An 18969-nucleotide genomic window follows, 5' to 3' on the forward strand; every position below is an offset into this window, starting at 1 on the left:
GAATATATTGGCATGCAATCATATGACGTGGTAATCGCCGGTGGCGGAATGGTCGGTCTGGCGCTGGCCTGTGGCTTACAGGGCAGTGGCTTGCGCATCGCTATTCTGGAGCATCAGCCCGCACCAGAACCTCTCACTGCACCGCTGACTGATGAGTTGGCGCTACGTGTCTCGGCGATCAATGCTGCCAGTGAGCGCTTATTGAAAAAAATAGGGGTATGGGACAGCATTTTGGCGCTACGGGCCAGCCCCTATGGCGGCATGGAAGTGTGGGACCAAGACAGTTTTGGCAAAATAGCGTTTCATGCTGATGAATATGGCTTCAGCCATCTCGGTCATATCATTGAGAACCGAGTGATTCAGCAGGCGCTATGGCAGCGTGCCAGCCAATTAGCTGAGGTTACGCTGTTGGCACCGGCCAGCCTCAAACAGGTGGCATGGGGTGAAAGCGAAGCTTTTATCACGCTAACTGATGACCGTATGCTCAGTGCGCGGCTGGTGGTTGGGGCCGATGGCGCTAACTCATGGTTGCGCCAGCATGCGGATATCCCACTGACTTTTTGGGACTATGCCCACCATGCGCTGGTAGCGACCATCCGCACGGAAGAAGCACATCAGGCAACGGCGCGTCAGGTATTTCATGGTGATGGTATTCTGGCTTTCCTGCCGTTTAGCTCCCCACACTTGAGTTCGATAGTCTGGTCACTTCCTCCTGAGCGTGCTGCCGAGTTAGCTGCGCTACCTGCCGAGCAATTCAACCGCGAACTGGGCATGGCGTTTGATATGCGTTTGGGGCAATGCCAGCTTGAGAGTGAGCGCCAGACCTTCCCGCTGATGGGGCGCTATGCACGTAGCTTCGCGGCACACCGGTTGGCGCTGGTGGGGGATGCTGCCCATACTGTGCATCCGTTGGCCGGGCAGGGCGTCAATCTGGGCTTTATGGATGCCGCTGAGTTAGTCTCTGAGCTGCGCCGTTTACAGCGCCAAGGCAAAGATATCGGTCAGCATCTCTATCTGCGGCGTTATGAACGTCGCCGCAAGCACAGTGCTGCGGTGATGCTTGCCAGTATGCAGGGTTTCCGCTCCCTGTTTGCGGGCAGTAACCCTGCCAAAAAGCTCTTGCGTGATATTGGCTTAACGCTGGCTGATAACTTGCCGGGGGTAAAACCACCGTTAGTGCGGCAGGCCATGGGATTACATGATTTACCCGATTGGCTAGATGAGTAGTCTTGTGAGTCACTAAACCTCCCTTAGTTGAAATAATCTAATTTCAGCCCTATTTTCGCATTAGTTTTTCTCACTGATAACCAAAGCCTGAAAAGTTGAAACTGACAGGGTTTTGGTTATTTGGTTATATAACATCGCAATTTTTACTGATTAATTGTTAATAATGTGCCTCTGTGCGCATTTTTTCAGTGGAAAACTCTGCACAATACCCCTGCCTTTTGTCCTCTTAGGGCGTGCTATTGCCTATTTTAGCTTATGGTTACCTGATGAGTTCGGTGATAACGTTGGGCAAAAGGTATCGTTTGCGTAACGGTATTCATGCCTGTTTATTAGGGGGGATGAAGCCGGTATAAAACACTCATGACATGTTATAGCCAAAGCAATTGGAGTTGTAGGTAGGCGGCAAGCGAATGAATTCCCGATGAGCTTACACCAGTAAGTGATTCGGGTGAATGAACGTAGCCAACGCCCCTACGGCTTCAAGTGCGAAGGGTATATTGAGGGAGAGTAGATGGCTAAGCAGACCCCGCTGTATGATCAGCACGTAGCGTGCGGTGCGCGCATGGTAGATTTTCATGGCTGGATGATGCCATTGCATTATGGTTCCCAAATCGACGAGCACCATATCGTGCGTCAAGATGCCGGTATGTTCGATGTCTCTCATATGACTATCGTTGATCTGCACGGTGCCCGTACCCGTGAGTTCCTGCGTTACCTGTTAGCCAACGACGTTGCTAAACTAACCCAACCGGGCAAAGCCCTTTACACCGGGATGCTGAATGCGTCCGGCGGTGTTATCGATGACTTGATTGTCTATTTCCTGCAAGAAGACTATTTCCGCTTAGTGGTTAACTCCGCTACCCGTGACAAAGATCTGGCCTGGATAATCCAGCATGCTGAACCTTACCAGGTTGAAGTGACGGTGCGTGACGATCTTGCCCTGGTGGCGGTACAAGGCCCAACGGCTCAACAGAAAGTGGCTACTTTACTGACTCCTGAGCAGCAGCAGGCGATCGCGGGCATGAAACCATTCTTTGGTATTCAAACGGGTGATTTCTTTATCGCGACTACCGGTTATACCGGTGAATCAGGGTATGAAATCGCACTGCCAAAAGAGCAAGTTGTTGAATTTTGGCAGCAATTGCTCGCCGCTGGGGTGAAGCCTGCGGGTCTTGGTGCGCGTGATACTTTGCGTCTGGAAGCGGGTATGAACCTTTACGGTCAGGAAATGGATGAAGGTGTTTCTCCGTTAGCCGCCAATATGGGCTGGACGGTAGCCTGGTTGCCAGAAGACCGTCAGTTTATCGGCCGCGAAGCACTGGAAAAGCAACGTGCGGACGGAACTGAGCAACTGGTCGGCTTGATCATGACCGAAAAAGGCGTATTACGTAATGAGTTGCCCGTGCATTTTTCTGATGCGCTGGGTAACTCACATGTCGGTGTGATAACCAGTGGTTCATTCTCGCCTACATTGGGTTTCAGCATTGCGCTGGCCCGTGTGCCTGCGGGAATTGGTGAGAGTGCGGTGGTTCAAATCCGCAACCGTGAAATGCCAGTGCGGGTCACAAAACCCGGTTTTGTGCGGGCGGGTAAGCCGGTCGCGCTGTAAGTCTTCCGAATTATAAGAGCCTAAACTTTTGGCTCTATCTCTTTTTAAGGAGCAGCAATGAGCAATGTACCAGCAGAGTTAAAATATGCGTCATCTCATGAGTGGGTTCGTGCCGATGGCGATGGCATCTATAGCATCGGTATCACTGAGCATGCGCAAGAGCTACTGGGCGACATGGTGTTTGTTGATTTGCCTGAAGTGGGCAGTGAAGTTTCAGCTGGTAGTGATTGTGCTGTTGCCGAATCAGTTAAAGCGGCTTCCGACATTTATGCCCCGATCAGCGGCGAAATTGTTGCGGTTAATACTGAGCTGGAAAGCTCACCAGAACTGGTCAACAGCGCACCTTATACCGATGGTTGGCTGTTCAGCATCAAAGCCTCTGATGAAGGTGAGCTGGCAGGTTTGTTAGATGCCGAGGCGTATTTGGCGACCATTGAAGAATAAATGAAAAAAAGCCTGAGGTGAGTGAAGTGCAATGAGCTAAGGGTTGACCACGTCTACGGGCGTTCCGGTGGCTTACGCCACTACGACCCGAACGACGTGTTTCCCCTTAGTTCGGCTTTGTGAGTATTTCTAATACCTCTCCAAGGCGCGGTTAATCTCAAATATCTCCCGTCCCATGCCCTATTCAGGAATGTGTAGCAAATGACTCAGAATCTCAGCCAGCTTGAACATAACGATGCTTTTATTCAGCGCCATATCGGCTCCTCTGCTGAACAACAGCAACAGATGTTGGCCGCCATTGGTGCCAACTCGTTAAGTACATTGATCCAGCAGATTGTTCCGGCAGATATCCAATTGCCAAGCCCACCACAAGTGGGTGATGCCGCCACTGAACACCAGGCGCTGGCGGAACTTAAAGGGATTGCCAGCCAGAATCAGCGCTATAAATCCTACATCGGCATGGGCTACAGCCCGGTACTGACCCCGCCGGTTATCCTGCGTAATATGCTGGAGAACCCAGGCTGGTACACCGCTTACACACCTTATCAGCCAGAAGTTTCTCAGGGCCGCCTTGAAGCGCTGTTGAATTTCCAGCAATTGACACAAGACCTGACGGGGTTGGATCTGGCTTCTGCCTCTTTGCTGGATGAGGCTACTGCTGCGGCAGAATCGATGGCATTAGCCAAGCGAGCCAGTAAGCTGAAGGACGCTAATCGCTTCTTTGTGGCTGATGATGTTCATCCACAAACGCTGGATGTGGTGCGAACTCGCGCTGAAACTTTTGGTTTTGAAGTGATTGTCGACCGCGCTGCAAAAGTGCTGGAGCTGGATGGTGTTTTTGGTGTGTTGCTGCAACAAGTAGGCACCACTGGTGAACTGCATGACTACAGCGCGCTGCTGTCTGAACTGAAAAAACGTAAAATCATTACCAGCGTGGCTGCCGATATTATGGCGCTGGTGCTGTTGACTGCGCCGGGGACACAAGGTGCCGATGTGGTATTTGGCTCCGCTCAGCGCTTTGGTGTGCCGATGGGGTATGGCGGCCCACATGCTGCATTCTTTGCCTGCCGTGACGAATTTAAACGCTCGATGCCGGGCCGCATTATTGGGGTATCACGCGACGCTGCCGGTAATACTGCGTTGCGTATGGCGATGCAGACCCGTGAGCAACATATTCGCCGCGAGAAAGCTAACTCCAACATCTGTACCTCACAGGTGCTACTGGCCAATATTGCCAGCCTGTATGCGGTTTATCATGGCCCGCAGGGCTTGCAGCGTATCGCTGGCCGTATTCACCGGATGACCGATATCCTGGCTGCGGGTTTGCAACAAGTAGGCCTGAGTCTCCGTTTCCAGCACTGGTTCGATACCCTGACAGTTGAAGTCAAAGACAAAGCTACGGTATTGGCTCGTGCATTGAGTTTTGGTATTAACCTGCGCACTGACATTCATGGCGCTGTGGGTATCACGCTGGATGAAACCACCTCCCGCGAAGATATTCAGGCCCTTTTTGCCCTGTTAGCCGGTGATAGCCACGGCCTGGATATTGACCAGCTTGACGCAAAAGTCAGCCAGAGCAGCCAGTCGATACAGGCTACGATGCTGCGCCAAGAGCCGATTCTGACCCATCCGGTATTCAATCGTTACCACAGCGAAACCGAAATGATGCGTTATATGCATCGTTTAGAGCGCAAAGATTTGGCGCTGAATCAGGCGATGATCCCGTTGGGTTCTTGTACCATGAAGTTGAACGCTGCCGCCGAGATGATCCCGATTACCTGGCCGGAATTCGCTGAGTTACACCCATTCTGCCCGCCGGAGCAAGCGGCCGGTTATCAGCAGATGATTGGTCAACTGTCACAATGGTTGGTGCAACTGACGGGTTATGACGCAGTGTGTATGCAACCAAACTCAGGTGCGCAGGGAGAGTATGCCGGTTTGCTGGCTATCCGCCGTTACCACGAAAGTCGCAATCAGGCGAGTCGCCATATCTGCTTAATACCAAGCTCAGCCCACGGCACTAACCCCGCGTCAGCACAAATGGCCGGTATGTCGGTGGTGGTGGTAGCCTGTGATAAGCAAGGCAATATCGATTTACATGACTTGCGCCAAAAGGCAGAAGACGCGGGTGATGAGTTGTCTTGCATTATGGTGACCTACCCGTCAACCCACGGCGTGTATGAAGAAACCATCCGTGAAGTTTGCCAAATCGTTCATCAGTTTGGCGGGCAAGTTTATCTGGATGGCGCGAACATGAATGCGCAGGTTGGCATCACTACGCCGGGTTATATCGGGGCTGATGTATCGCATCTTAACTTGCACAAAACTTTCTGTATCCCACATGGCGGTGGCGGACCAGGCATGGGGCCAATTGGCGTCAAAGCCCATTTGGCACCTTTTGTGCCCGGTCACAGTGTGGTGCAAATCGACGGTATGACCACTCAGCAAGGTGCCGTTTCAGCCGCGCCATTTGGTAGTGCATCAATTTTACCTATCAGTTGGATGTATATTCGCATGATGGGCGCTGATGGCTTGAAGCAAGCCAGTCAGGTGGCTATTTTGAATGCCAACTACATCGCTACCCGCCTGAAAGCCGCCTATCCGGTGTTGTATACCGGTCACGATGGCCGTGTGGCACATGAGTGTATTCTGGATATTCGTCCGCTAAAAGAGGCGACCGGTATCAGTGAAATGGATATCGCTAAACGCCTGATCGATTTCGGTTTTCACGCGCCGACCATGTCGTTCCCGGTTGCCGGAACACTGATGGTGGAGCCGACAGAATCAGAAAGCAAAGTGGAACTGGACCGCTTTATCGATGCGATGTTAGCGATTCGTAGCGAGATTGACAAAGTGGCCCAAGGCGAATGGCCGCTGGAAGACAACCCGCTGGTGAATGCGCCTCATACTCAGGCGGAGCTGGTGGGGGACTGGCAGCACCCTTACAGCCGTGAGCTGGCTGTGTTCCCGGTTGCAGGTGTGATGGAGAACAAATACTGGCCAGCGGTGAAACGTTTGGATGATGTGTACGGCGACCGTAATCTGTTCTGCTCATGTGTCCCAATTGCTGATTATGAGTAATTTAAAATAGAGATAAGTTGTGCATGAATCTGAGGGTCGCGTATGCGGCCCTTTTGCTATGTTGATTATCTCGCCAGTATTGGCATGCTAGTTTGGCAACTCTTTATCGCAGCATAGGGAACCGGGATATGAATAAGAAAGTTGCATTAGTGACGGGCGGCAGCCGGGGAATTGGTCGTGCGACCGCATTGCTGTTGGCAAAACATGGTTATCGGGTGGCGGTCAATTATATCAATGACCAGCAGGCCGCGCGGCAGGTGGTGGCGGAGATAGCGGCTGCGGGAGGGTTGGCGATTGCGTTACAGGCGGATATTGCTGATGAATCACAGGTTGTGGCGCTGTTTGAACAACTTGAGGCGCAACTGGGGCCAATCAGTGCATTAGTGAATAATGCCGGTATTCTGTTCCCACAAACCAGTATTGAAGGCTTGACCGCCGAACGTATTAACCGAGTGCTAACGACCAATGTGACAGGGTATTTCTTATGCAGTCGCGAGGCGGTTAAACGCATGGCTATGCGCCATGGTGGCCATGGTGGGGCAATTGTTAATGTTTCTTCTGCCGCGTCCCGCCTTGGTGCGCCGGGGGAATATTTGGATTATGCGGCCTCCAAAGGGGCTATTGATACACTGACCATCGGTTTGTCGCTGGAGGTGGCGGCTGAGGGGATTAGGGTTAACGGGGTACGGCCAGGTGTTATCTATACCGATATCCATGCCAGTGGTGGTGAACCCGGGCGGGTTGACCGGATCCAAAGCTTGTTACCCATGAAACGGGGTGGTCACCCACATGAAGTTGCTGAGGCGATTGTTTGGTTGCTGTCAGACTGTGCCTCTTATGTCACCGGCAGTGTATTGGACCTGGCGGGCGGAAAATAAAACAGATGCGGTTTGCCAGTCGATTGACATAGCTGGCCTAACCGCATGTACTTCAACATGATTATTTCAGCCAGCCCTTTTGCTGCGCAGCCTGTAACTGGGGCAGTAAATATTGCCAGATCTGAGGATAGCGCTCAGCGACTCGTTGGTTGCGATCCAGCACTTGTTGCAAACGGATACCATTTTCTATCCAGCTTTGCCCTTCGGTATGCAGGTTAATCAGCATTGGCAAAATGCGGTCCAGCACGGTCGCAAAGCACGCATCGGCGGTTTCTTCTGCTTCATATTCGTCCCACAGCGCGGTAAATTGCGCGTTTAAAGCGGGAGGGAGCATACCGAATAACCGTTTAGCCGCGGCCACTTCTTGTTCATGAATGGCGGCTCTGGCGGCCAAATCATAAACGATGACATCACCGGCATCGATTTCAACAATATCGTGCAGCAGTGCCATTTGAATTACGCGGTTGATATCAACATCCGGGCCTGCATAGGGGGCCAGACTCATTGCCGCCACCGCAAAATGCCAACTGTGCTCAGCGGAGTTTTCCTGCCGTAAGCTGGCAATCACTTTGGTGCGGCGCTGTATATCTTTTAGCTTATCAACTTCCATCAGAAACTGGACAGTCTCGGTCAGGGGGCCAAAATCCAGAACTGGCAGTGTTAATGACATAACAAACAACCCTCAAATCAGATAAAGGTAGACCGGTAATACGTTACCTGATTATCTGCAATTACTCTGTTCTTTTTGCTTCATCTGGCGATAGACATGGCGAGTTACATGTATTGACAGAATATTTAAGCTTACACGTGTACACTGGAATCATTCTCAGTTAACCTGAGTGCAGTATATTTGCGCAATTGGCTACCTACCGTGCCGCTCATCGGGATTGATTACCTTGCAGCTTGACTGCAACGCCAATGTCTTTGGGTATACAACAGCTAATATTCAGGATAATAAGTATTGAATAATAAATCAGTTACACCCTCTGCTACAGTTACACCACCTACTTCTGCGGCCCCCTCGATATTGTCACCGGCCACAACGACCCCAGCCTATCCATGGGCAGAAGAGATAGCTAATAGCATTAGCCATGGTATTGGTGTGGTGTTTGGAATTATCGGGCTGGTGTTGCTTTTGGTGCAGGCAGTAGACAGTGGTGCTGATACCAAAGCGCTAACCAGCTATAGCTTGTATGGCGGCAGTATTATTTTGCTTTTTCTGGCATCAACACTGTATCACGCCGTGCCACACCGTAAGGCGAAGCTCTGGCTACAGAAGTTTGACCACTGTGCCATTTATATTTTGATTGCCGGCACTTATACCCCCTTTCTGCTGGTGGGATTGGATTCGCCACTGGCCAGAGGGTTAATGGCGGTCATTTGGGGGCTGGCGCTGTTCGGTGTGATATTTAAGCTGGCTTTTGCTCATCGATTTGAGGTGTTGTCGCTCGTGACTTACCTAACGATGGGCTGGTTATCACTGATTGTGATTTATCAGCTGGCGGTGAAACTTGAAATTGGCGGGTTGGCATTACTGACTATTGGCGGCTTGCTTTACACTTTAGGGGTGGTTTTCTACGCCTCTAAGCGTATCCGTTTCGGTCATGCTATCTGGCATGGTTTTGTGTTGGGTGGCAGTGTCTGCCACTTTATGGCGATCTATTTGTACGTTTGATGCTGTAGCCACATGCATAAATTGAGGCCGGATAACCGGCCTCTGGTTCGAGTAAGACTACTTCTCATCACTCAGTGAGTAGGGCAACGGCTGAATAGTCAGCACACTGCCAACATCATCGCGCACTCGTAGCACACTGTCTGCCGCCAGATCGTTGTTCAACACCGCCTGCACCCACACAGTGCCATCACTGAGTTGAATTGCGGCTAACACGGAACCGGTACGACGCCAGTTCTCACCTAATTGCCACTCTAAATCTTCACCGGCTGCCGGTACACGGCTGGCAGCACCCGCTAACCAGTACAGCGCGCGTTTGTTGGCTCCGCGGTATTTGGCTCTGGCCACCATCTCCTGCCCGGTGTAACAACCTTTACTGAAGCTAATGCCATTCAACGCCTGAATATTGGTGGCTTGAGGAATAAACTGCGCGCTGCTGTCAGTATCAATAATTGGCAAGCCTGCTTCAATATCCAGCGCCAGCCACTGTTTACTGTTGTTAAACTGCGCGCGGTCGGCCAGTGTTTCTACTAGTTGCTGGGCTTGCGCGGCATCAGTTACCAGCAAAAAACGCTCGGCGGGGAGTGAGAAATGCAACAGTGTGTTATTACCTTGCTGGGTCACCGGATGCTCGGCACTCGGTAATTCGGCAAAAACCTCAGCCAGCGCAGTTTTCGCCTCTGCCCCTGCAATGCCTAACAGAACGGCGTCAGGCTGTGCAGCAATAGCCACTTTAGAGAACACGGCATATTTCTTGAGTTCGCTTAACTGGTTATCCAGCAGGCTGCGGCGCTCAATAAATGCCAACCCCTCGCCACGATAAAATAGCCGCAGGTTGCTCCACATTTTCCCTTTAGCATCACAATGGGCGCACAGGATATGCTGGTCGGTGGACAGAGCATCGATATCCGCAGTAACTTGCCCTTGCAGATATTTCACTCGGTCAGCGCCAGTTAAGGTAATGAGCGCCCAGTCATCGAGCGAGATGAGTGTTAATGGCAGCCCGGAAGAGGCGACCGGTGGTTGTGCAGAGAACGGAGTGTTATGTGCCATGCTTACCTGCAAATGAAAAGTATCTGCCAATGAATAGCACCTGCCAAGGCGGTGCCGTGAGCTTATGTCCCAATGGTAAAATAGCGGAGTAGCTTTGCAAGCAGTTATTCCACGGATTGGTCATTATTATCCAATATCTAAATTAACCGACATCTGAGGTACAATGACCGCAGATTCTGCAACAGCATGTTAAAGGTGTTTGAAAAAAACAGCATTTGCTGAGCATTTAGCATCTTAAAATGACAATTCAACGGTGATAATCTTCCCGTTGGATGTATCAAATTGTTACTCTAGCAACGCACCGAATCAGGCGCTTATTGGCGGCCGGGTTCGGATAATATCCTTCACTGAGGAGTCAATCAGGACATGGAAATCGATAATAAGGCCCGTATTCACTGGGCGTGCCGTCGTGGTATGCGTGAACTTGATATCTCTATCATGCCGTTTTTTGAACATGAGTATGATGGCTTGAGTAATAACGAGAAGCAGGCATTTATTCGCTTACTTGAGTGCGATGACCCAGACTTATTCAACTGGCTGATGAATCACGGGGAGCCGCAGGATAGCGAGCTGCGTCAGATGGTCAAACTGATTCAAACACGAAATAAAGCCCGTGGCCCAGTGGCGATGTGATTTGCGGGTATCCTGGCACACTCAACTCTTCTCTTTATTGTCTCATGGTGTTTTAGTGATACTTACCTTGGTTGCGCCTTGGCCTCAAGGGTATACCGCATTGTGGTTGGTATTGCTGACGCTGGTAGTGTTTGAGTGTATCCGCAGCCAGAAAAATATTACGTCCTGTCAAGGCGAGATCCGGTTGAAACCCGGCAATTTGGTACTATGGAAAAGGCTCGAATGGATCGTGGCCAAACAGCCATGGATTACCCGTTATGGCGTGTTATTAAATCTACAGCAGTCGAGCAGCCGTTCAGCCCGTAAGCGGTTGTGGCTGGCCGCCGACAGTATGTCAGAAGATGAGTGGCGGCAATTATGTCAGCTATTGCGGCATTCATTTGGCTCAGATGAGGGGATGAATCAATGAAACCCTTAATCTGGCTGGTAGAGGATGAACCAAGTATCGCTGATACGCTGATTTATACCTTAGAAAGCGAAGGTTTTACCCTCCGGTGGTTTGACCGGGGGGAACCGGCGCTGGCAGCACTGGCGGATGGCCGGCCCGCTTTAGCGATAGTGGATGTTGGCTTACCTGATATCAATGGTTTTGACCTGTGCCGCCGTCTATTGGCGCGCGAACCCGCGCTGCCGGTGGTATTTCTTACCGCCCGTAGTGAAGAACTGGATCGCATTGTCGGGCTGGAGATTGGTGCCGATGATTATATTGCTAAGCCCTTCTCACCCCGTGAAGTGAGTGCCCGCGTGCGCACGGTATTGCGGCGCTTACAAAAATCACAAATTCTGGCCGCCTCTGCTATGGTGCATCAATTCGGTGATTTCACCCTGGATGAGGCCGGCGCGCGGGTGACCTATCATCAGCAGCCTCTCTGGCTCACCCGCTATGAATATCTGTTACTGAAAACCTTATTACTGGCCCCCGAGCGCATATTTTCACGTCAGCAACTGATGGATATTGTTTGGGCGCAGGCAGAAGAGAGTCAGGACCGTACTGTCGATACCCACATTAAAACCCTGCGCTCAAAATTGCGTATGGCTTACGATGAGGAGTCACCAATCCGCACTCATCGTGGGTTGGGCTATAGTCTGAGTTACCGATGATGAAGAGTCAGCGATGAAAATCGGCGTGCGCTTACTGCTAGGTTACTTTCTGATAGTGGCCATTGCCGGTTATTTTGTTATTCGTATTTTCGTACAAGAGGTGAAACCTGGCGTCCGGCGCGCCACCGAAGGCACATTAGTGGATACCGCCACACTACTGGCACAGTTTGCCCGGCAAGATATGCTGCTGGATAACGTTGCCAGTGGTCAATTGGCACAAGCGTTTGCTTCGCTAAATTTGCGGCCAATAGGTGCCAATATTGAAGGTATTCGCAAGGATCGTAACGAATATCGCGTTTATCTGACGGATACCGACGGACGGGTGATTTTTGATTCATCGGGTAAAGCGGTAGGGCAAGATTATTCGCGCTGGAATGATGTTTGGCTGACGCTACGCGGTGAATATGGCGCACGCAGCACCCGTACCAATCCCGCAGATGAACAAAGTTCGGTAATGTATGTGGCGGCACCGGTCATTGCTGAAAACAAAATCATTGGGGTGCTCAGTGTGGGTAAACCCAATATTTCCATGGCGCCCGTTATCAAACGCAGTGAGCGTAAGATCTTGTTGGCTGGTGGTGTCTTGCTCGGTATTGCTCTGCTGATTGGCTTGGGCTTCGTATGGTGGATAAACCGCGCTATCGGCAAATTGGTAGATTACGCTGAGCGGGTGGCCGAGGGGCAGGTTGTGGCGCTGCCAGCGATCGGCAGTAGCGAGTTGAATGATTTGGCCCGCGCACTGGAAAGTATGCGTCTTAAATTGGATGGCAAAGCCTACATCGAACAATATGTTCACACCATGACTCATGAGCTGAAAAGCCCATTAGCCGCCATTACCGGTGCAGCTGAACTGCTACGTGAGTCGCCCCCGCCAGCCACCGCCCAGCGGTTTATTGTTAATATTGAGCAGCAAAGTGCACGCATCCGGCAACTAGTAGATAAAATGTTGGTGCAGGCACGGCTCGAGAGCCGGGTTGATTTACAATTTTCTCCATTGGATATCAGTCACATACTCAAGCAAACCTTCAGTGCGAAAGAGGCACAAGCTGTCAGCCGCGGTATTTGCCTGCAACTAAAAAGCGCCGATAGCGCAATATTAACCGGGGATGGGTTATTACTCAGTCAGGCGCTGACCAATCTGATTGATAATGCACTGGATTTCACGCCTTTGGGCGGGGCCGTGATACTCAGTGGCGATCGGCATGAGGGGGAGTATCTGATAACGGTTGAAGATAATGGCAGCGGTATTCCCGATTACGCTCAAGAGAGAATTTTCGACCGTTTTTATTCATTACCAAGGGCCGATAGCCCGAAAAGTACTGGCTTGGGGCTGAATTTTGTGCGCGAGGTGGCCGCTATTCATCGCGGGCGGATTTCGCTGGAGAACCGCTTGCCACAAGGGGTGAGTGCCTATTTAACGTTGCCGCTGGATGCCACATGATTGGCTGACTTCACCTTCACTTCACATAGCCTCATTCTGCTTTCACTTCACTGACTTAAGCTGCTCTCCTGACCTTAAAAGGAGCGCAAGTCATGTTCAAGTCCGTACTGTTTTGGAAAATAGCCACATTGCTGGGCTTAATTCTATTGATGATGATCCCGAAAGAGATGTTACTGAACGTTATCTCTGAACGCAGTGGTTATCGGCAAAGTGTTATCGATAAAGTCAGTGACAGCACCAGCCGATCGCAGAAGATCCTTGGTCCGCTAATTGTGGTGCCTTATAGCGAATGGGTAGAAAGCGAAGTTGATGGCAAAAAAAAGAGAGAGTGGGTTAATCGCAGTCGCTACATACTGCCGGAGGTCATGACCGTTAGCGGTGCGCCGGATGTTGATGTGCGGCGATTGGGTATTTATAAAGCGCAAGTCTATCAGGGGGCGCTTAATTTCAACGCGCAATTTGACGCTACGGCATTGGACGACTTGATACATGACGGCGTCACTATCGGTAGACCGTCACTGGTGGTGGCGCTGAGCGATTCGCGGGGTATACAGCAAATTTCGCCACTCACGGTGGGCAGCCAAAAAATTAACTTCGAACCCGGTGCTTTCCTGGGGCGGACTGCGCAAGGTGTTCATGCAGAGCTTTCATTAGCGCAAATTCAACAGAAAAAATTTGATATTAGCTTTACACTGACGCTGACTGGCACCAATAGTCTGTCGGTAGTCCCTATCGGGCGTAGCAGTGAGCTAACCTTACAAAGCAATTGGCCGCATCCTAATTTTGTCGGCGAGTTTTTACCGTTGCAGCGCAAGGTGGACGAAAAAGGCTTTCGTGCCCATTGGAGCACTAACTGGCTGGCCAACAACATAAATATCAACTTTGCGGGTGATGACCCACATGTCGACTTCAATGAGTTACCCGCTTTTAGCACCAGCTTGATTGAACCGGTCGATCACTACCAGTTAACCGAACGAGCCATTAAGTATGCCATTTTGTTTATTGGCCTCACTTTCTTCAGCTTCTTCCTGTTTGAAAGTCTAACCTCACTGCGTGTGCATCCAATTCAATATCTGCTGGTGGGGGCCGCCCTGGTGCTGTTCTACCTAATGTTGCTGGCGTTCTCTGAACATCTTGGCTTCACGCTGGCTTATACTATCGCCAGTTTGAGTTGCAGCTTGTTGATCGCTATCTACCTGAGTGCGGTGCTGGGCGGGTGGCGGCGAGGCGGATTGTTTGCTGGTGGTTTATTGCTGTTGTACGGGGTTTTGTTTGGCTTGCTGCAATCGGAAGACAATGCATTGTTACTCGGCGCAGGGTTGCTATTTATTATTCTGGCCGCAGTGATGGTGTTAACCCGGCATTTAGATTGGTATCAAGTGGCTAACCCACAGCTATTGACCGGGCAGAAATCGACCGAAGCCAATACCGATAAGACGGTGAATAAACCGGTAGCAGTAGAGGGCAGCAGTACCGACGCGTTTCGCTTATGGGATTGATATAACGCAAGGGATACAGAAGCGGGCACATCAGGTGCCCGTTTGGCTGACTACAGCAGCGCGTCCATCTCTAAGAGAATTTGATCACACCATTGCTCGATGCGCTCTTCGCTCAAATCGTATTGATTGACCTCATCCAATGCTAAACCAACAAAGTGTTTACCATCGGCGCTGAGTGGTTTTGGGCTAGTAAATTCAAACCCTTCCGTCGGCCAAAAACCGATAAACTCCACTCCCAGTGGGGCGATATGATCGTGCAGCATACCAAGAGCATCCAGAAACCATTCGCTATATCCGAATTGATCGCCCATGCCATACATGGCGACAATCTTTCCCTTCAGATTAAGCTGCGTTAACTGTGGCCAGATGGCTTCCCAGTCTTCCTGTAATTCGCCGAAATCCCAGGTAGGGATACCTAAAATCAGGATGGAATAGGCTTCCATTAACTGGGGGCTGGCATCCTTCAGGTTGTGCAAATCAACCAAATCTTCGCCAAGAATATCGCGGATTTTTTCTGCCACCATTTCGGTATAGCAGGTGCTGGAGCCGTAAAAGAGACCAATCTTCATGATGTATAGCCATAGCATTACTAATAAGGAATAGCATCGAGTGTACCAGATTTGTCTCGTCATCAGGCATAATGGCGCTTGAGTTCAATCAAAGAGAGAAACAACAATGCAACAGCAAAATAACCCGCTGATTGAACAGTTTCTTGATGCCTTATGGCTGGAAAGAAACCTGGCTGAGAATACACTAGCGTCATATCGTCTGGATTTACATGCATTAACCGGATGGTTAGAACATCACGGCAGTGATTTATTGCGTGCAGGTTCGCAGGACTTGCAATCCTTTCTTGCTGAGCGCATTGAAGGCGGCTATAAAGCGACCAGTTCGGCACGCTTACTCAGTGCGATGCGTCGTCTGTTCCAATATTTATACCGCGAAAAGCTGCGTGAAGATGATCCGACGGCTCTGCTCTCATCACCTAAATTGCCGCAACGCTTACCTAAAGATTTAAGTGAGGCACAGGTTGATAGGCTGCTCAACTCACCCAATGTTGATATTCCGCTAGAATTGCGCGATAAAGCCATGCTGGAAGTGCTTTATGCCACGGGCTTGCGGGTATCGGAGCTGGTGGGGTTGACCATCAGTGATGTCAGCCTGCGTCAGGGGGTGGTGCGGGTTATTGGTAAAGGAAATAAAGAGCGGCTGGTGCCATTGGGCGAAGAAGCGGTGTACTGGATTGAAAACTACATGGAGCATGGGCGTCCATGGTTGATTAATGGCCAGTCACTAGATGTGCTGTTCCCCAGCAATCGTAGCCAGCAAATGACCCGACAGACTTTCTGGCATCGCATCAAACACTATGCGATCCTTGCAGGTATTGATAGTGAACGGCTTTCACCCCATGTATTACGGCACGCTTTTGCCACGCACCTACTGAATCACGGTGCTGACCTGCGTGTGGTACAAATGTTACTGGGCCACAGCGATTTGTCGACAACCCAGATTTATACTCATGTAGCTACGGAACGTTTGAAACAGCTACATCAACAGCATCATCCACGTGCATGATTGTTTTGTAGAAAAACGATGTTGTGTGGAAAGAGATAGGATTCATAAATGAGAAAAAGTTTATTGTTACTGCCGGTGTTCATCGCCGCATTCGCCGGCCCGGTTAACGCAGATGATGCCGCTATCCAACAGACGCTAAAAAAATTAGATATTCAGCAAGCTGATGTCCAGCCTTCGCCGATCCCAGGTTTGAGCACGGTGATGACCGAAAACGGAGTGCTTTATATCTCAGCCGACGGTCAGCATCTGTTGCAAGGGCCACTGTATGATGTGAGCGGTAGCCAGCCAGTCAATGTGACCAATCAGATGTTGGTGAAAAAACTTGAAGCATTAAGCAGTGAAATGATTGTGTATAAAGCACCGCAGGAAAAACATGTTGTTACGGTGTTTACCGATATCACCTGTGGTTACTGCCATAAGTTGCATGAGCAGATGAAAGACTATAACGCGCTGGGCATTACTGTGCGTTATCTGGCGTTCCCACGTCAGGGCTTAAGTTCTCAGGCAGAAAAAGATATGCGATCCATCTGGTGTATGGCTGATCGTAATAAAGCGTTCGATGAAGCAATGAAAGGTACCGAGATATCACCGGCTACCTGTAAAACAGACATTAGCAAGCATTACCAGCTCGGCGTGCAGTTTGGTATTCAGGGCACGCCTGCGATTGTGCTGCAAAACGGCACTATCGTTCCCGGTTATCTGGAGCCGAAAGAGATGTTGGCAATGCTGAATAAGCATCAGGCTTCCTTAAAAGCGGCGGGTTAATCACCCGTGACACTCAAAACTCAACTTCGTCGTCGTGAGGCGACGGATGACAACCATTTACCGGCGCAATTGCATCCGTTGCTGCGCCGCCTCTATGCCAGTCGTGGGGTTAAAACTGCGACAGAACTGGAACGAGGCGTAAAAGGTCTATTGCCCTGGCAGCAACTCGATGGCATTGATGCCGGGGTTACCCTGTTACAGCAAGCACTGGCTGACAAACGGCGTATCGTGATTGTCGGCGATTTTGATGCCGATGGTGCCACCAGCACTGCACTGGCAGTACTGGCTTTGCGCAGCATGGGTGGCAGTAATGTTGATTACCTGGTGCCCAATCGCTTTGACGATGGCTACGGGCTTAGCCCGGAAGTGGTTGAACAGGTCGCTGCCCGTGGTGCGGAATTGATCGTCACGGTTGATAACGGTATTTCTTCTCATGCCGGGGTGGATTTGGCCCATGCCTTGGGCATTCAGGTGCTGGTTACCGACCACCATCTGCCGGGTGAAACCTTGCCAGCGGCTGAAGCTATCATTAATCCGAATCTGGTTGGTTGTGATTTTCTCTCCAAATCACTGGCTGGGGTGGGTGTTACCTTCTATCTGATGTTGGCATTGCGCGCCCGTTTGCGAGAGAGTGGTTGGTTTGAGCAACGAGCTTTAGCCGTGCCCAATCTGGCTGAACTATTGGATTTAGTGGCGCTGGGGACGGTTGCGGATGTGGTGCCACTGGATGCCAATAATCGGATTCTGGTCCATCAGGGATTAAGCCGTATTCGTGCGGGGAAATGCCGTCCAGGGGTCCGTGCACTATTGGAAGTCGCCAACCGTGATGCCCGTCAATTGGCTGCCAATGATCTCGGCTTCTCCCTTGGCCCACGGCTTAATGCTGCTGGTCGTCTCGATGACATGTCTATTGGGGTTGCACTTCTTCTCACTGACGATATCGCTCAGGCCAGAGCTTTAGCAATCGATTTGGATGCCCTTAATCAGGCGCGCCGAGAGATAGAGCAGGGGATGCAGGTTGAGGCGCTGCAACTGTGCGACCAACTGGAACGTACCAGCACGACATTGCCCTACGGCATTGCGATGTACCATCCAGAATGGCATCAGGGTGTGGTAGGGATTTTAGCCTCGCGCATCAAAGAACGTTTTCATCGGCCAGTCATTGCTTTTGCCCCAGCGGGTGAGGGGTTACTGAAGGGGTCGGGGCGCAGTGTGGCTGGGTTACATATGCGCGATGCTCTTGAGCGACTGGATACATTGAACCCAGGATTGATGCTGAAGTTTGGCGGCCATGCAATGGCGGCGGGATTATCATTGGAACAAGATAAATTCGATGAGTTCCGTCAGCGTTTTGCCGATTTAGTCGGTGAATGGATGGATGCCTCACAATTGGAAGGCGTTATTTGGTCCGATGGTGAACTGAAAGGCAACGAATTATCGCTGGAAACGGCGGAGTTGTTGCGTGATGGTGGCCCCTGGGGGCAGTCTTTCCCAGAACCGACATTTGATGGCAAATTCCGTATTTTGCAGCAACGGCTGGTGGGGGAGCGTCATCTAAAACTGATGATTGAGCCGCTAAATGGCGGTCCGCTACTCGATGGTATTGCGTTTAATATCGATACCACCTTATGGCCGGACAGCAGTGTGCGTGAGGTTAAGCTGGCTTACAAACTCGATATCAATGAATATCGTGGTAATCGTAGTGTCCAGTTGTTGGTCCAGCATTTGTGGCCTTATTAGGCAACATTCCAATGAAGCCCGATGAGCTGGCTCAGGCCAGTGATTCGGGTGAATAAGTCGCGTTAACGCCACTGTGATTTCAAGTAAGCAGGAAATATAGTCAACGAGCTATAAACCGCCGGACAGATCCGTTAGAATTACCAATTCTGTGCCCTAAATAATTCGAGTTGCAGGAAGGCGGCAACTGAGTAAATTCCGATGAGTTGACGTCAGTCAATGATCCGGGTGAACGAAGACAGCCAACACCCATG

The 18969-nt window shown here is 50.7% G+C and carries 17 protein-coding genes; 14 read left to right on the plus strand and 3 right to left on the minus strand.

Going from position 1 to position 18969, the window contains the following annotated elements:
• Positions 1-12: 12 nt before the first annotated feature.
• The 5 genes from A6J66_021035 (at position 13) to A6J66_021055 (ending at position 7239) form a co-directional block, all read left to right on the plus strand.
• Positions 13-1227, plus strand: a complete 1215-nt coding sequence (locus A6J66_021035) for an FAD-dependent 2-octaprenylphenol hydroxylase (GenBank protein PNM26416.1) — start codon at positions 13-15, stop codon at positions 1225-1227.
• A gap of 511 nt (positions 1228-1738) precedes the next feature.
• Positions 1739-2836 (plus strand): glycine cleavage system protein T, encoded by a 1098-nt coding sequence (gene gcvT / locus A6J66_021040; protein ID PNM26417.1) that lies wholly within the window; start codon positions 1739-1741, stop codon positions 2834-2836.
• Positions 2837-2893: 57 nt separating this feature from the next.
• Entirely contained in the window at positions 2894-3280 is a 387-nt protein-coding gene (gcvH, locus tag A6J66_021045; protein ID PNM26418.1) for a glycine cleavage system protein H, read from the plus strand.
• A gap of 201 nt (positions 3281-3481) precedes the next feature.
• Entirely contained in the window at positions 3482-6361 is a 2880-nt protein-coding gene (locus A6J66_021050; GenBank protein PNM26419.1) for an aminomethyl-transferring glycine dehydrogenase, read from the plus strand.
• A gap of 128 nt (positions 6362-6489) precedes the next feature.
• Positions 6490-7239, plus strand: a complete 750-nt coding sequence (locus A6J66_021055) for an NAD(P)-dependent oxidoreductase (protein ID PNM26420.1) — start codon at positions 6490-6492, stop codon at positions 7237-7239.
• Between the two features lie 61 nt (positions 7240-7300).
• On the opposite strand, the gene A6J66_021060 is transcribed toward A6J66_021055, so the two are convergent.
• The gene (locus A6J66_021060; GenBank protein PNM26421.1) at positions 7301-7909 is read right to left on the minus strand and encodes an HD domain-containing protein; all 609 of its coding nucleotides are present in this window, start codon (positions 7907-7909) and stop codon (positions 7301-7303) included.
• 357 nt (positions 7910-8266) lie between these two features.
• On the opposite strand from A6J66_021060, the gene A6J66_021065 reads away from it, so the two are divergent.
• Positions 8267-8914, plus strand: coding sequence for a hemolysin III family protein (locus A6J66_021065; protein PNM27113.1), 648 nt, complete (start codon positions 8267-8269; stop codon positions 8912-8914).
• 57 nt (positions 8915-8971) lie between these two features.
• Here the strand turns inward: A6J66_021065 and A6J66_021070 are convergent, their stop codons facing one another.
• Positions 8972-9964, minus strand: coding sequence for a tRNA-modifying protein YgfZ (locus tag A6J66_021070; GenBank protein ID PNM27114.1), 993 nt, complete (start codon positions 9962-9964; stop codon positions 8972-8974).
• 366 nt (positions 9965-10330) lie between these two features.
• Here A6J66_021070 and A6J66_021075 point away from each other — a divergent pair, with 366 nt between their 5' ends.
• The 5 genes from A6J66_021075 (at position 10331) to A6J66_021095 (ending at position 14638) form a co-directional block, all read left to right on the plus strand.
• A complete protein-coding gene (locus A6J66_021075) occupies positions 10331-10597 on the plus strand; it encodes an FAD assembly factor SdhE (GenBank protein ID PNM26422.1) in 267 nt (88 codons plus the stop codon).
• Complete coding sequence (locus A6J66_021080; protein ID PNM26423.1) at positions 10578-11006, plus strand: hypothetical protein; 429 nt, start codon at positions 10578-10580, stop codon at positions 11004-11006. The genes A6J66_021075 and A6J66_021080 overlap by 20 nt, the downstream gene beginning before the upstream one ends.
• Positions 11003-11698, plus strand: coding sequence for a two-component system response regulator CreB (locus A6J66_021085; GenBank protein ID PNM26424.1), 696 nt, complete (start codon positions 11003-11005; stop codon positions 11696-11698). Before A6J66_021080 ends, A6J66_021085 begins: the two co-directional genes overlap by 4 nt.
• Positions 11699-11711: 13 nt before the next feature.
• The gene (locus tag A6J66_021090; protein ID PNM26425.1) at positions 11712-13139 is read left to right on the plus strand and encodes a two-component system sensor histidine kinase CreC; all 1428 of its coding nucleotides are present in this window, start codon (positions 11712-11714) and stop codon (positions 13137-13139) included.
• A gap of 92 nt (positions 13140-13231) precedes the next feature.
• Positions 13232-14638 carry a cell envelope integrity protein CreD gene (locus tag A6J66_021095; protein PNM26426.1) on the plus strand — a complete coding sequence of 469 codons (1407 nt, stop codon included), beginning with the start codon at positions 13232-13234 and terminating at the stop codon, positions 14636-14638.
• 50 nt (positions 14639-14688) lie between these two features.
• Here A6J66_021095 and A6J66_021100 read toward each other — a convergent pair whose 3' ends face one another.
• The gene (locus A6J66_021100) at positions 14689-15207 is read right to left on the minus strand and encodes a flavodoxin FldB (GenBank protein ID PNM26427.1); all 519 of its coding nucleotides are present in this window, start codon (positions 15205-15207) and stop codon (positions 14689-14691) included.
• Positions 15208-15313: 106 nt separating this feature from the next.
• Here A6J66_021100 and xerD point away from each other — a divergent pair, with 106 nt between their 5' ends.
• The 3 genes from xerD to A6J66_021115 are packed head-to-tail and all read left to right on the plus strand — an operon-like array spanning position 15314 to position 18718.
• Positions 15314-16213 (plus strand): site-specific tyrosine recombinase XerD, encoded by a 900-nt coding sequence (xerD, locus tag A6J66_021105; protein ID PNM26428.1) that lies wholly within the window; start codon positions 15314-15316, stop codon positions 16211-16213.
• Between the two features lie 48 nt (positions 16214-16261).
• On the plus strand, positions 16262-16978 hold the full coding sequence (locus A6J66_021110) for a bifunctional protein-disulfide isomerase/oxidoreductase DsbC (protein ID PNM26429.1): 717 nt from the start codon (positions 16262-16264) through the stop codon (positions 16976-16978).
• Between the two features lie 6 nt (positions 16979-16984).
• Positions 16985-18718, plus strand: a complete 1734-nt coding sequence (locus tag A6J66_021115) for a single-stranded-DNA-specific exonuclease RecJ (GenBank protein PNM26430.1) — start codon at positions 16985-16987, stop codon at positions 18716-18718.
• Positions 18719-18969: the final 251 nt, after the last annotated feature.

Origin of the sequence: Yersinia enterocolitica (genome assembly GCA_002082245.2) — a bacterium.
Taxonomy (GTDB): domain Bacteria; phylum Pseudomonadota; class Gammaproteobacteria; order Enterobacterales; family Enterobacteriaceae; genus Yersinia; species Yersinia enterocolitica_E.

Bases quoted from the DNA above. Each gene is read 5' to 3' on its own strand.
- A6J66_021035 (PNM26416.1), top strand. From the start codon at position 13: ATGCAATCATATGACGTGGTAATCGCCGGTGGCGGAATGGTCGGTCTG.
- gcvT (PNM26417.1), top strand. From the start codon at position 1,739: ATGGCTAAGCAGACCCCGCTGTATGATCAGCACGTAGCGTGCGGTGCG.
- gcvH (PNM26418.1), top strand. From the start codon at position 2,894: ATGAGCAATGTACCAGCAGAGTTAAAATATGCGTCATCTCATGAGTGG.
- A6J66_021050 (PNM26419.1), top strand. From the start codon at position 3,482: ATGACTCAGAATCTCAGCCAGCTTGAACATAACGATGCTTTTATTCAG.
- A6J66_021055 (PNM26420.1), top strand. From the start codon at position 6,490: ATGAATAAGAAAGTTGCATTAGTGACGGGCGGCAGCCGGGGAATTGGT.
- A6J66_021060 (PNM26421.1), bottom strand. From the start codon at position 7,909: ATGTCATTAACACTGCCAGTTCTGGATTTTGGCCCCCTGACCGAGACT.
- A6J66_021070 (PNM27114.1), bottom strand. From the start codon at position 9,964: ATGGCACATAACACTCCGTTCTCTGCACAACCACCGGTCGCCTCTTCC.
- A6J66_021075 (PNM26422.1), top strand. From the start codon at position 10,331: ATGGAAATCGATAATAAGGCCCGTATTCACTGGGCGTGCCGTCGTGGT.
- A6J66_021085 (PNM26424.1), top strand. From the start codon at position 11,003: ATGAAACCCTTAATCTGGCTGGTAGAGGATGAACCAAGTATCGCTGAT.
- A6J66_021090 (PNM26425.1), top strand. From the start codon at position 11,712: ATGAAAATCGGCGTGCGCTTACTGCTAGGTTACTTTCTGATAGTGGCC.
- A6J66_021095 (PNM26426.1), top strand. From the start codon at position 13,232: ATGTTCAAGTCCGTACTGTTTTGGAAAATAGCCACATTGCTGGGCTTA.
- A6J66_021100 (PNM26427.1), bottom strand. From the start codon at position 15,207: ATGAAGATTGGTCTCTTTTACGGCTCCAGCACCTGCTATACCGAAATG.
- xerD (PNM26428.1), top strand. From the start codon at position 15,314: ATGCAACAGCAAAATAACCCGCTGATTGAACAGTTTCTTGATGCCTTA.
- A6J66_021110 (PNM26429.1), top strand. From the start codon at position 16,262: ATGAGAAAAAGTTTATTGTTACTGCCGGTGTTCATCGCCGCATTCGCC.